We start from the raw sequence: 12,879 nt of genomic DNA on the forward strand, positions 1-12,879 counted from the left end.
GAACCGCCACCGCTCGTTCACCATCCGTGCACCTGCGGGTCGTCGGGCGGCCATGCGGCATCGCTGATGTGGAGTCATACCCGTCTGATTCCCCCAGGAGCCCCATGTCCCGCTTGAAATCCGCGGCTGCGGTCACGACGGTCTGCGCGCTCAGCGCTGCCGCTCTGCTCGCCGTGCCCCTCGCCGCCACCGGAGCCGAACTCGGCATCCGGATCAACGAAGTCGAATCCAGCGGGGACGTTCCCGGAGACTGGATCGAGTTCGTCAACACCTCCGACGTCTTCGTCGATCTGAGCGGGTTCGTCGTGAAGGACGACGGCGACGACGAGTCGTACGTGTTCCCCGACGGTTCCCTCGTCGAACCCAGCGCCCACCTCGTGCTCGATGAGGCAGCGGACGGCGTCGGCGGTTTCGCCTTCGGTCTCGGAAAGGACGACCAGGTCCGCCTGTTCGACCGGAGCGCGACCCTCGTCGACGAGACCGCCTGGACCGCTCACGCCGCTGTCACCTGGGGTGCCCGCGAGGTCGCGGGCACGGTCGAGTGGGCCGAGACCACCGAGTCCACGAAGGGCGCGGCCAACGTGTTCGCCCCGGACGCCCCTGTCGGCGGTTCGATCGTCATCAACGAGGTCGATTCGCAACCCGCGGACTGGGTCGAGTTCCACAACTCCGGAGACGCCGCGCTCGACATCTCCGGCTATGAGATCCGCGACAACTCGGACGACCACCGCTGGCAGTTCCTGCCGGGGACGCAGATCGCCGCCGGCGGATTCCTCGTGGTCGAGGAGAGCACGATCGGCCTCGTCGACGGCGCCGAGACCGCGTTCCGCGACCCGATCGGGATCGGCAGCGCAGACCGCATCCGACTGTTCGACGCCGTCGGCGCGCAGATCGACGACACTCTTCCGTGGGAGGGCCACGCGGCGATCGACGGCGACGCCGCTGCCGCGACTCTCGCACGCTGCCCTGACGGCGAGGGCGCCTTCGTGCTGGCCCACCCGACCATGGGCGGCGCGAACTCGTGCGTGATGCCCGATGTGGTCATCAACGAGATCGAGTCCAACGGCGACGCGACCGACTGGGTCGAGGTCGTGAACTCCGGCAGCACGGCGGTCGACCTCTCCGGCTGGACGCTCATGGACGGCGATCCGGTCGGCCACGCCGCGGAGACGACTCCGCTGCCCGTGGGAACCGTTCTCGAACCGGGCGCGTACTTCGTCTTCGACCAGCCCACGGACTTCGTCTTCGGCCTCGGTAACGGCGACACGGTCACCGTGCGCGACGCGAACCTCAACGTCGTCGACGAGCATGTGTACGACGCGCACGCGGCAGGCGTCCTCGCCCGCTGCGCAGACGGCAGCGGCGACTTCATCGACATCGCGGTCTCGACCAAGGGGCAGCGCAACGCGTGCGGCAACGCGGTGCGCATCAACGAGGTCGAGTCCGACGGCGGTTCGCCGGGTGACTGGGTCGAGCTCGTCAACCCGACGGCATCCGACCTCGATGTCTCCGGCATCGTCGTGAAGGACGACGACGACACGCACTCCTACGCGATCCCGGCCGGCACCACCATCAGCGCCGGCGGACACCTCGTCATCGAGGGTGCCGACCTCGGCTTCGGTCTGGGCGACGGCGACACCGTGCGCCTGTTCGACGGCGGTCTTCTCGTCGACTCGACCACCTGGGGTGCGGGGCACGCCGCGACCACCTGGGGCCGCTGCCCCGATGCGACCGGCGCATTCGCCGTCACCGCGGAGAGCACCAAGGGCCAGGCCAACACCTGTGCAGGAGAGATCGAGGTCTCTCCCTGGCCCGGCTCTGCCGAGGTCCGGGTGCTCGACACCGCGCCGACCTTCCTCGAGGACAGCTCGGGGCTCGACGTGCAGGAGACCGCCGACGGATCGTTCCTCTGGGCCGTCGACAACGGTGACGGACGCATCTGGAAGCTCGAGGCCCATGCCGACGGCTCGTTCTCGCAGATCCCCGGCTGGGAATCGGGCAAGCGCGTGCGGTTCCAGAAGGATGCCTCGGACCCGGGCGCCGCAGGCCCCGACACCGAGGGCATCACCGTCGACGGCGACGGGGCGGTCTACGTCGCCTCAGAGCGCGACAACAGTGCCAAGGGCGTGAACCAGAACACCCTCCTCAAGGTCGATCCCGACGCCTCTGCCGGCGATCTCGTCGCCGAGCAGGAGTGGGATCTGACCGCGCTGCTTCCTGCCGTGGGAGCGAACCTCGGCATGGAGGCGGTGCAGTGGGTGCCTGACAGCGCGCTCGAGGGCGCGCTCTTCGACGTCAACAGCGGCTCGGCCTACGACCCGGCGGACTACGCCGGCCACGGTGACGGTCTGTTCTTCGTAGCGGTGGAGGACAACGGCCACGTCTACGCGTTCGCGCTCGGCGCTGACGGCCAGGCGACCCTCGTCTCGGAGATCGCACCGGGACTCGCCGGGGTCATGGCGCTCGACTACGACAGCGTGCTCGACGTGCTGTGGGCGGTCTGTGATGACGGCTGCCAGGGGCAGTCGGCGCAGATCACGCTGAACGGCACGGCCCAGCCCGGACTCGCGCACTTCGCCCGCCCCGCCGGCATGCCGGACATCAACAACGAGGGCTTCGCGACGGCTCCGGCCTCGCTGTCGGTCGACGGTCAGCGCCCGGTCTGGTGGTTCGCCGACGGCTTCGCCTCGGAGGCGCTGCGCGTCGGCACCCTCCCCGGGGTCACCGGTGAGAACCCTGGCGAGAACCCCGGCGAGAACCCGGGAGAGGACCCGGGAGCGAACCCCGGCGAGAACCCGGGAGAGGACCCAGGTGAGAACTCCGGTGACGACAACCACGTCACCGACCCGAGCGGGCTCGCCGCAACCGGCGTCGAAGTGCCCGTGGCGATGATCTCGCTGGCGCTGATGCTCGTCGTCGTCGGCGCGCTGGTCGCCCGCCGACGTCGTCGTTCGGCCTGATTCGACGCCTCCGCACGACGGACGGCCTGGTGCACGATGACTCGTGCGCCAGGCCGTCTTCGCGCGCACCGTCGGAGAGGGCGTTCCGCGCCTCGTCGTCCCTGCGGGACTTCCACCCGACGGCAGTGTCGGTGGCGCGGCCTAGACTCATAGAGCCATGACCGAAGCCCCCCTCATCGTTCCCGGATCCGTCGGCCCCCGCTCCACGGGAGCGCAGGGACAGGACGACCTCCTCGCCGGCCTCAACCCGCAGCAGCTCGAGGCGGTGACCTATCGCGGACCCGCGCTGCTGATCGTCGCGGGCGCCGGTTCGGGCAAGACCAGCGTTCTCACCCGCCGTATCGCCTCCCTGCTGAGGGCGCGAGAGGCCTGGCCCAGCCAGATCCTCGCGATCACCTTCACCAACAAGGCGGCCGGTGAGATGCGCGAGCGCGTCGAGGCGATCGTCGGCGACGCCGCTCGGGGCATGTGGATCTCGACCTTCCACTCCGCCTGTGTGCGCATCCTCCGCCGAGAGGCCCAGCAGTTCGGGTTCACCAAGTCGTTCACGATCTACGACTCGGGCGACTCGCGCGCCCTCATCAAGCGTCTGGTCAAGCAGCACGAGGCCGACGCCTACGGGCTCACCCCCGGAGCCGTGCAGTCGCGCATCTCGAAGCTCAAGAACGAGCTGTCGGACGCCGACGCCTATGCGCGTCAGGCGAACATGAGCGACCCGGCCGAGCGGATCTTCGTCGAGCTGTTCGCCGATTACCAGCGGCAGCTGCAGAAGGCGAACGCGTTCGACTTCGACGACCTGATCGGGCAGACCGTCCACCTGTTCCGTGCGTTCCCGCAGGTCGCCGACACCTACCGCCGTCGTTTCCGTCACGTGCTCGTCGACGAGTATCAGGACACGAACCACGCCCAGTACGCGCTCATCCACGAGCTGACGCGGCCCGTGACGGGCGAGAGCCCAGACCCGTATGCCTCCAACGGCATGATGATCTTCGAGCCCGAGACCACTCCCGAGCTCGAGGGCGCCTCGCTCACCGTGGTGGGCGACTCCGACCAGTCGATCTACGCCTTCCGCGGTGCCGACATCCGCAACATCAGCGAGTTCGAGCGCGATTTCCCCGGCGCCCGTGTCGTGCTGCTCGAGCAGAACTACCGCTCCACGCAGAACATCCTCTCCGCGGCGAATGCCGTGATCGGCAACAACTTCGACCGCAAGGACAAGAAGCTCTGGAGCGACAAGGGCGACGGTGACATGATCGTCGGCTTCACCGGGTATTCGCAGCACGATGAGGCGCAGTTCGTGGCCGACGAGGTCGAGGTGCTGCACCGGGCCGGAATGCCGTACTCCGAGATGGCGGTCTTCTATCGCACGAACTCGCAGTCGCGCGCCCTGGAAGAGATCTTCATCCGCTCGGCCGTGCCCTACAAGATCATGGGCGGCACGAAGTTCTACGAGCGCGCCGAGATCAAGGACGCGCTCGCTTACCTGGTCGCCGTCGCGAACCCTGCCGACGAGATGGCGGTGCGACGCATCCTCAACAAGCCGCGCCGGGGCATCGGCGACGTCACCGAGACGGCGATCGCCCGCTTCGCCGAAGAGCATGACATCACCTTCCGCCAGGCGCTCTCGGTGCCGGATCAGCTGGGCTTCGGCCCGAAGATCCAGGCCGGCATCGCCCAGCTCGATGCCGTGCTGGCCGAAGCGACCGAGATCATGCTCCCCGCTTCCGGCGAGGTCCCCGCGCCCACCGCCGTCGCCGACGGGCTCAGCGTGCTGTTGTCGAAGAGCGGCTACCTCGACGCGCTGCGTGCGAGCCGCGACCCTCAGGACGAGGCGCGCGTCGAGAACCTCGACGAGTTCGTCGCCGTCGCACGAGACTTCGCCCGCAACAACCCCGACGGGACGATCGTCGACTTCCTCACGGAGGTCGCCCTCGTCTCCGACGCCGACGACCTCGACGACGAGTCGGGCTCGGTGTCCCTGATGACGATGCACACCGCGAAGGGGCTCGAGTACGACGCGGTGTTCGTGACCGGCGTCGAAGAGGACCTCATCCCGCACCGAATCTCGGCCGGTGAGCCGGGCGGCCCGCAGGAGGAACGTCGACTCTTCTACGTCGGCATCACCCGCGCTCGCAAGCGTCTGCACCTGTCGCTGGCCATGACCAGGGCTCAGTTCGGAGAGGTCTCGGTCGCGATGCCCAGCCGATTCCTGCAGGAGATCCCCGCCGGGCTCATCGACTGGCGCCAGTCGCCGGGCGACGTCAACTCCCGCGGGGGCATGCAGTCCCGCGCGCTCAACGCACGCAGGGGAGGCGGATTCGGCGGCTCCGGTTCGGGCGACCGTTTCGGGGTGAAGCAGCTGCCAGGACGCGACTCGCTCAAGCCGCTGTCCACGGCGATGGACAAGTTCCCCAACCGGGTGACGGCGAAGATGCGCGACAACGGCGACCTCGAACTCGCCGCCGGTGACCGCATCCGCCACTCGGACTTCGGCGAGGGGCGAGTCGACGCGGTGACGGGCGAGGGGGCGAAGCGCATCGCTCACGTGCGTTTCGATTCCGCCGGCCAGAAGAAGCTGCTGATCAAGGTCGCGCCGATCGAGAAGATCTAGCCCTGTAGCGGGTTAGGCTGGCTAATATGGCCCTGTTCTCTCGCCGCAAGAAGTCCGCTGACGATGTCGTCGCCGACCACACCGAGACCGAGGAGTCTGTCGTCGACGCTCCGGAGGTCGCGGAGAACCCCTCCGAAGCCGCCGAGGTCACGCCCACCATCGGGATCTCCGTGCAGGCGTTCCGCGGCGTCGGCGCGCAGGCCGGACCCGAGGTCGAGCTGCCCGATCCCGACGCGGCTCCCGCGGCATCCGCACCGAATGCGTCGCCTGCTCCCGCGGCGCCCGCTCCTGCGCCCGTGGCCGAGCCCGAGCGCAAGCTCCCGCTGGCACCTGCGCTGCCGCCCGAGCAGACCGAGACCGTCGCGGGTATGAAGGACAACGTCCTGCTGCGCGAATCGCTCAAGGAGGTCGAGCAGGGCGCGACGAACGAGCAGCTTCTCGGAGTTCTCCGCCAGGCGCTGCAGGGCCACATGTACATCCGGGTGAACGGCGATGCTCGGGCACAGATCAGTGAGGGCAAGCCCCTCGCGGTCGCCGTCGTGCGCGATGGTGAGCGCCAGTTCATGCTGGCGTTCAGCTCGGCTGCCGCCGTGCGAGACTCCGTGCAGCTCGAGAAGGACCCGACGGCGACATCGGCCGTCGCACAGCCGGTCACCTCGGTACTGCAGCAGGTGGTGTCCGGAGATTTCGCCGGCCTCATCGTCGACAACGCCTCGGCACCGCACCGCGTGGTGTTCCCGACCGAGCTGTTGCAGAAGGCTCTCGAGCAGGCGGATGTCGACATGACCGTCAAGTCGCTCATCGCCGCACCGCGCGAGCAGGACTCTGCCTCCAAGGTCGGCGAGGCGCTCGCGACCAAGCGCATGTGGGTGGCCGTCAACGAGGGCAACCCCGGCGGGCAGGTCGGCATCGCCGAAGCGCAGACGCCTGACGGCAAGCGGTTCCTCCAGCTGTTCTCGCACCCGCTCGAGGTGCTCGCGCTCGGACGTGGCGATCGACCGCTGCCCTTCGAGCCGCTGCAGCTGGCGAAGATCCTGTCCAGCCACGTCGATATGGCCGGTGTCATCATCGACCCGGCCGGGCCCAGCATCGTGGTCGAGCGCGAGGCGCTCACCTCCGTGCTGATCCTGGCGATCGATATCGACGACTGACGGGCTTCCGCGCGTCGCACCTGCCCCCTAGGGTCGGAGCATGGCCTCAGAACGCGTGCCCCTGACCGTCATCGATCCTGATGGGGAGCGCGAGGTCGTGCTCTCCAACCCGAACAGGGTGGTGTGGCCGAAGGACGGCATCACGAAGGCCGAGCTCGCGGAGTACTTCCAGCTCGTGAGTGCTCCGTTCCTCGAGGCGAACGGCAACCGTCCCGTCTCGCTCGAGCGCTTCCGCGACGGACTCGGCAGCGACGGCTTCTTCTCGAAGAACCCGCCCAAGGGCACGCCCGACTATGTCGACGCTGTCACGGTGACCTACAACAGCGGGCGACGGCATCCGCAGATCGTGCTCAATCGACCGAGCGCCATCGTCTGGGCGGCGCAGATGAACACGATCGTGTTCCACCCGTGGGCGTCGCTCGCCTCCGACCCCGACAACCCGGTCGAGCTGCGGATCGACCTCGATCCGCAGCCGGGAACCGGGTTCGCCGACGCCGTTCCCGCCGCACACGCGCTGAGAGACGTGCTCAGCGAGGTCGGTCTCGAGGCGTACGTGAAGACCAGCGGCAACCGCGGGCTGCATGTGTTCGCCCCGATCGAGCCGACGCACGAGTTCCTCGACGTGAGGCACGCCGTGATCGCGGCCGGCCGAGAGCTGGAGCGACGGATGCCCGAGCAGGTGACGATGAGCTGGTGGAAGGAGGAACGAGGGGAACGCGTCTTCATCGACTTCAACCAGGCCAACCGAGACCGCACGATGGCCGGTGCCTACAGCCCTCGCGCTCTTCCCGGAGCCACGGTCTCGACGCCGGTGCACTGGGATGAGCTCGACGGCCTCGACCCCGCCGCGTTCACCGTGCGCAGCATCCCGAAACGACTCGACGAGATCGGTGACCCGTGGGCGGGCAAGCAGAGCAGCCCGGGCCGCATCGACACCCTGCTGGAGTGGTGGGAGCGCGACCTGGAGGCGGGGCTGGGCGAGCTGTCGTTCCCGCCCGAGTTCCCGAAGATGCCGGGGGAGCCGCCGCGTGTGCAGCCCAGCAAGAAGGTCGAGGCGAACTGGGACGCGAACGGCGACCCGATCGACGAATGAGGCTCAGCCGATGACCTCGGCCAGGTCGTATCCCGCCACGGTCTCGAGCTGATCGTAGGTGCACGAACGGGCATCTCGATCGGGGCGCCAGCGCTCGAACTGCACGGTGTGCCGGAACCGCGAACCCTCGAGCTGGTCGTAGCGGACTTCGAGCACGAGCTCGGGTCGCAGCCGAACGAACGAGACGTCCTTCGATCCGCTGAAGCGTGACCGCTCGCCCTCTCCGGTGACGGCATCGCCTGCATCGTCGCGCTCCACCAGCGGGGCGAGCTCCTCGACGAGTTCCCTCCGGCGCACATCGCTCCATGCCGCCACGCCGCCGACCTGGCGCAGCGTGCCGTCGGAATCATAGAGGCCCACGAGCAGCGACCCGACCCCCGATCCGGATCTGTGCACACGATATCCGAGCGCGACCACGTCGGCCGTGCGGGCGTGTTTGACCTTGACCAGGGTGCGTTTGCCCGGCGCGTACGGCTGATCGAGCGGCTTGGCGACCACTCCGTCGAGGCCTGCGCCTTCGAACTCCGCGAGCCAGCGCACGGCCGCATCACGATCGCGGGTGGTGCGGGTGATGTGCAACGGATGCTCGACCCCGGCCATCAACGTCTCCAGGCGCTCGCGCCGCTCGGCGAACGGGGTGCTCGACAGGTCTTGATCGTCGACGGCCAGCAGGTCGAACGCGATGAACATCGCGGGTGTCTCTGCGGCCAGCCTGGCGACTCGGGAGGCCGCGGGATGGATGCGCTGGCTCAGCGCTTCCCAGTCGAGCCGCTGCGCGCCCTCAGACCCCGTGGCGACGACGATCTCGCCGTCGAGCAGGCACGGGCCAGGGAGAAGCCGGGGGATCGCTTCGACGAGCTCGGGGAAGTACCTGGTCAGAGGCTTCGCTCCGCGCGAGCCGATCTCGACGGTCTCGCCGTCCCAGGCGATCAGCCCACGGAATCCGTCCCACTTGGGCTCGAACAGCAGTCCGCCGGTGGTCTTCGCGGGGTCCGGGACGGATGCCGCCGCCTTCGCCAGCATCGGAGAGGGGATCTCGTAGCGCATGGGTCCATCCTGGCGTCGCCGACGCTGTCGCAGAAGGGGGACTTCGGGGATGTCAGCCGAAGAGGTCGCCGAGCGAGACGCGGGCGCCCGCATCCTTCAGCGCCGTTCGGGCAGCGTGCCACCCGGCCATGCCGTTGACCCCTGGACCAGGCGGGGTCGATGCCGAAGCGAGATACACGCCGCGCATCGGTGTGCGCCAGGGCGCTGTGCCGAGCACGGGTCTGCGCAGCGCCTGCGGGATGGTGAAGGCGCCGCCCAGGATGTCTCCGCCGATCTCCGACGGGTTGATCGCCTCGCGCGACGACGCGGGCACCGAGTGGTGGGCGAGGACGAGGTCGCGGAAGCCGGGCGCGAACCGTTCGACCTGACGGGTGACGAGCTCGGTGGCGTCGAGGTCGGAGCCCTGCGGCACATGGATGTACGCCCACAGCACCGCCTTGCCCTCGGGCGCCCGACTCGGATCGAAGACCGACGGCTGCACGGACAGCACGTAGGGGCGATCGCTGATGCGACCACGGGCGACGGCGTTCTCGCTCTCCCAGATCTCCGCGGCCGATCCTCCGATGTGCACGGTGGGCGACTGCCCGACCTCTGCGTTGGCCCACGGGATGGGACCGTCGAGAGCGAAGTCGACCTTCGCCGCAGCCGGTCCGTAGCGATAGCTGCGGATCGCTCGCGCGTACGACGCGGGGATGTCGGGATGGGTGAGGGTGAGCCGGGGCGACGTGTTCAGCATCAGCAGATCGCCGCGGGCGGGCTCGCCCCAGTCGAGGGATGCCAGGTCGGTGATGTGGGCGCCTGTCTCGACGGATCCGCCATGGGCCTCGATGTCGGCGACCATGCTGTCGGCGATGTTCTGCGCACCGCCTCGCGGGTACATCCATCCCCCCGCGTGCGCCTGCGCGGCCAGCAGCAGTCCGGCGGCTGCGCCGGCGAGGGAGGGGAGGGGAGTGTTCGCATGCGCCAGGACGCCCGCCATCAGGCCGGCGGCCTCTTCGGTGCGGAAGGTGCGGCGGGCCAGGGGCGTGCCCTGATCGAGCATCCGCAGTGCGAACCGGAGAGCCGTGATCGGCTCGTGAGGAACTCGCAGCATCTGATTGCCGGTGAAGTCGACGACACCCTCGACATGTGTGCTGAGCGGGCGCAGAAGCGACAGCCAGGCGCGCTCGTCGGCACCGAGCGCCGCGGCGGTGCGCTCTATGTCGCGCCAGGCGATGCCGGCTCTGCCGCCGTCGAGCGGGTGCGCGTAGGAGATGTCGGGAAGAATCCATTCGACCCGTTCGGCGAGGCCGAACGCCTGGAAGAACGTCGACGACAGCGCGGCCGGATGAACCGCGGCGCAGACGTCGTGGCGGAAGCCGGAGAGGGTCGACTCGGCCGTGCGGACGCCGCCGCCGATGGTGTGCGCCGCCTCGAGGACGCGCACCTCGTACCCCGCGCGGGCGAGGGTCACGGCCGCCGCCAGGCCGTTCGGTCCGGAGCCGATGATCGTCGCTCGTGCCATTCGGCCAGTCTTCCATGCCCGGGCGTGAGATCCTTGAGGAAATGAATGAAGTTCAGGGCCCGACCCCCACAGGCAACTCCCGTCCGTACCGAACCCTCGCGGAGGCGCTCCGAGCGCACCGCATCGCCGAAGAGAACCACGAGTTCATCGCGGCGATCACGGATGCCGTCGGCATCTCGTCCTACATCGACCGAGGCCGCTACATCGAGGCGATCCGCCGCGGCGAGGGCGCCTCGCTGCACATCGGCAAGACCTACACCAATGGCTTCGCCGAAGACGAGGTCGTCGTCGTCGGCTCCACGCCCCTGCGTCTGCGGCCGAGCGAAGGCCGTGCTCCGTACTTCTTCGTGACGCACCCGAGCGAGTTCCGTCCCATCGCTCCGGTCAAGGCGAAGCGCAGCACGACTCCTCGAGTCGCGGCGGCGCCGAAGTCCGAGCGGGCGACGAAGACGAGCGAGCGCGACTACGGCGTGTGCGACGTCTGCTTCATGGTGAAGACGCCGGCCGGGGGTTGCGGCTGCGACTGACGCCCGCGATCACGGTGCCTCGAAGGGCACGCCGGTGAGCTTCTGCGACACGTCCCAGATCCTCCGGGCCGACTCATCGTCCCGCAGACGCGAATAGAGCTTCTGAGGTGCGGGCGGACCGCCGAGGTGACCGATCCCCGACGGCCCGTAGAACCCTCCGCCGACGGCATCCGCTGAGGTCGCCGCGTAGACCGCAGGAAGTCCCGCGGACTCGGCCGTGCCGACGATCAGGCCTCGGCGCGAGAGCGCGTCGATGATGCGGCGCCCTGACGTCTGCGTCGCGCGGCCGAGATCCGGCTGCGCGGCCAGCAGGTTCGTCGGTGCGACCCCCGGATGCGAGAGCATGCTGGCGATGCCCCATCCCTCGGCCTCGCTACGTCGCTGGAGCTCGAGCGCGAACATCCCGAACGCGATCTTGGACTGGCTGTACGCGCGCATCCCGTTGTACGAGCGCTCCCACTGCAGGTCGTCCCAGTTGATGCCTCCGCTGTCGGCCGCGATGCTGATCTGCGACACGACCCTGGCCGCGCCGGCCATGAGCAGGGGGAGCAGCCGTCCGACGAGCGCGAAGTGCCCCAGATGGTTGGCGCCGAACTGCAGCTCGAAGCCGTCCGCCGTGGTTCTGCGGTCAGGGGGCGTCATCACTCCGGCATTGTTGATGAGGATGCTGATCGGCTCTCCCTCATCTCGCAACGTGGCGGCGAGTGCGGCGACCGAGCCGAGCGACGAGAGATCGAGATCCCGCAGCGAGATGCGCGCGTTCGGAGCCGTCTCGCGGATCCGTGCGATCGCCACGTCGCCCTTGGCCCGGTTGCGGACGGGCATCACGACCTCCGCGCCTGCGGCGGCGAGACGGGTGGCGATTCCCATCCCGATTCCGTCGCTTGCTCCGGTGATCACTGCGCGCGCGCCGTGCAACGGCGGGATGGTCGGCTCTGCGTTCTTGCGTGGCATGTTCTCTCTTCTTCCTCGTCGGCTCCGATGCTCTCCCGTGTCCGTCGTGCGAACCAGGGATCGTCGATCCGTGGATCGCAAAGGGGCCGGCTGGTAGAACGGAGTCGACGGCGGGAGAAGCGCATGGCGGTGGACCGGCGGGGGCTCGCGGAGTTCCTGAGAACGAGGCGCGAGGCGCTGCAACCCGAGGATGTCGGGCTCGCCCGCGGAGAGCGGCGACGCACCGACGGCCTGCGACGGGAGGAAGCCGCTTCGCTGTGCCACATGTCGACCGATTACTACGCACGGCTCGAACAGGAACGCGGACCCCAGCCCTCCGACCAGATGGTGGCGGCGATCGCCCAGGGACTGCACCTCTCACTGGCAGAGCGAGACCATCTCTTCGCCCTGGCCGGTCACACGCCGCCGGCGCGGGGTGCCGAGAGCGACCATGTGAGCCCGGGGATGCTGCGGATCTTCGATCGACTGCACGACACTCCCGCCGAGGTGGTCACGGAACTCGGTGAGACTCTGCGTCAGAGCCCGTTGGGCAGCGCCCTGGTGGGGGATCTCGTCGGACTCCGCGGACCTTCGCGCAGCATCGGATATCGATGGTTCACCGACCCCTCCGCGCGGTCGATCTACGACCCGGAGGATCACCCGTTCCTCTCTCGGCTGTGGGTGTCGGGGCTGCGCGAGATCGCCGCTCGTCGGGGCCCGGGATCTCGAGCGGCGCGTTATGTGGACCTTCTGACCGATCGGAGCGAGGAGTTCCGACGCATCTGGAAGAAGCACGAGGTGGGTCTCCGCCCCGGCGCCACCAAGCGCTTCATGCACCCCGAGCTCGGGCGGCTGGAGCTCACGTGCCAGACGCTCGTCGATCCGGAGCAGTCGCACTCCCTGCTCGTCTACACCGCAGCGCCGGGCAGCGAGAGCCACGAGAAGCTGCGGCTCCTCTCGGTGATCGGTGGTCAGAGATTCGTCGGCGATCCTTCACCGACCACCTCAGGCGGGAAGTCCGAAGGCTGACTCCCGACACGAGAGCACCGCGCC

9 protein-coding genes are annotated in these 12,879 nt (G+C 68.8%); 6 read left to right on the forward strand and 3 right to left on the reverse strand.

What is annotated here, in order from left to right:
• Positions 1 to 104 precede the first annotated feature (104 nt).
• From RU09_RS07900 to ligD, 4 genes are all read left to right on the forward strand, one after another.
• Entirely contained in the window at positions 105 to 2,960 is a 2,856-nt protein-coding gene (locus tag RU09_RS07900) for a lamin tail domain-containing protein (protein ID WP_042539249.1), read from the forward strand.
• 157 nt (positions 2,961 to 3,117) lie between these two features.
• A complete protein-coding gene (locus RU09_RS07905; RefSeq protein WP_042539251.1) occupies positions 3,118 to 5,571 on the forward strand; it encodes an ATP-dependent helicase in 2,454 nt (817 codons plus the stop codon).
• 26 nt (positions 5,572 to 5,597) lie between these two features.
• On the forward strand, positions 5,598 to 6,722 hold the full coding sequence (locus RU09_RS07910; RefSeq protein ID WP_052492899.1) for an SseB family protein: 1,125 nt from the start codon (positions 5,598 to 5,600) through the stop codon (positions 6,720 to 6,722).
• Between the two features lie 40 nt (positions 6,723 to 6,762).
• On the forward strand, positions 6,763 to 7,815 hold the full coding sequence (gene ligD / locus RU09_RS07915) for a non-homologous end-joining DNA ligase (RefSeq protein WP_042539254.1): 1,053 nt from the start codon (positions 6,763 to 6,765) through the stop codon (positions 7,813 to 7,815).
• A gap of 3 nt (positions 7,816 to 7,818) precedes the next feature.
• Here ligD and RU09_RS07920 read toward each other — a convergent pair whose 3' ends face one another.
• The gene (locus tag RU09_RS07920; protein WP_042539256.1) at positions 7,819 to 8,862 is read right to left on the reverse strand and encodes an ATP-dependent DNA ligase; all 1,044 of its coding nucleotides are present in this window, start codon (positions 8,860 to 8,862) and stop codon (positions 7,819 to 7,821) included.
• Positions 8,863 to 8,914: 52 nt separating this feature from the next.
• The gene (locus tag RU09_RS07925; protein ID WP_042539258.1) at positions 8,915 to 10,366 is read right to left on the reverse strand and encodes a phytoene desaturase family protein; all 1,452 of its coding nucleotides are present in this window, start codon (positions 10,364 to 10,366) and stop codon (positions 8,915 to 8,917) included.
• A gap of 41 nt (positions 10,367 to 10,407) precedes the next feature.
• Between RU09_RS07925 and RU09_RS07930 the strand changes: the two genes are divergently transcribed.
• Positions 10,408 to 10,893, forward strand: coding sequence for a hypothetical protein (locus RU09_RS07930; RefSeq protein WP_042539260.1), 486 nt, complete (start codon positions 10,408 to 10,410; stop codon positions 10,891 to 10,893).
• Positions 10,894 to 10,902: 9 nt separating this feature from the next.
• Here RU09_RS07930 and RU09_RS07935 read toward each other — a convergent pair whose 3' ends face one another.
• A complete protein-coding gene (locus RU09_RS07935; protein WP_042539262.1) occupies positions 10,903 to 11,847 on the reverse strand; it encodes an SDR family oxidoreductase in 945 nt (314 codons plus the stop codon).
• 123 nt (positions 11,848 to 11,970) lie between these two features.
• Here RU09_RS07935 and RU09_RS07940 point away from each other — a divergent pair, with 123 nt between their 5' ends.
• Complete coding sequence (locus RU09_RS07940) at positions 11,971 to 12,855, forward strand: helix-turn-helix transcriptional regulator (protein ID WP_042539264.1); 885 nt, start codon at positions 11,971 to 11,973, stop codon at positions 12,853 to 12,855.
• The last annotated feature ends 24 nt before the right edge of the window (positions 12,856 to 12,879 follow it).

Origin of the sequence: Microbacterium sp. MEJ108Y (genome assembly GCF_000834175.1) — a bacterium.
In the GTDB taxonomy this organism is placed as follows: Bacteria; Actinomycetota; Actinomycetes; order Actinomycetales; family Microbacteriaceae; genus Microbacterium; species Microbacterium forte.

What these genes read in the sequence shown, in the direction of transcription:
- RU09_RS07930 (WP_042539260.1), top strand. Translation starts at nt 10,408, where the DNA reads ATGAATGAAGTTCAGGGCCCGACCCCCACAGGCAACTCCCGTCCGTAC.
- RU09_RS07920 (WP_042539256.1), bottom strand. Translation starts at nt 8,862, where the DNA reads ATGCGCTACGAGATCCCCTCTCCGATGCTGGCGAAGGCGGCGGCATCC.
- ligD (WP_042539254.1), top strand. Translation starts at nt 6,763, where the DNA reads ATGGCCTCAGAACGCGTGCCCCTGACCGTCATCGATCCTGATGGGGAG.
- RU09_RS07925 (WP_042539258.1), bottom strand. Translation starts at nt 10,366, where the DNA reads ATGGCACGAGCGACGATCATCGGCTCCGGACCGAACGGCCTGGCGGCG.
- RU09_RS07900 (WP_042539249.1), top strand. Translation starts at nt 105, where the DNA reads ATGTCCCGCTTGAAATCCGCGGCTGCGGTCACGACGGTCTGCGCGCTC.
- RU09_RS07905 (WP_042539251.1), top strand. Translation starts at nt 3,118, where the DNA reads ATGACCGAAGCCCCCCTCATCGTTCCCGGATCCGTCGGCCCCCGCTCC.
- RU09_RS07910 (WP_052492899.1), top strand. Translation starts at nt 5,598, where the DNA reads ATGGCCCTGTTCTCTCGCCGCAAGAAGTCCGCTGACGATGTCGTCGCC.
- RU09_RS07935 (WP_042539262.1), bottom strand. Translation starts at nt 11,847, where the DNA reads ATGCCACGCAAGAACGCAGAGCCGACCATCCCGCCGTTGCACGGCGCG.
- RU09_RS07940 (WP_042539264.1), top strand. Translation starts at nt 11,971, where the DNA reads ATGGCGGTGGACCGGCGGGGGCTCGCGGAGTTCCTGAGAACGAGGCGC.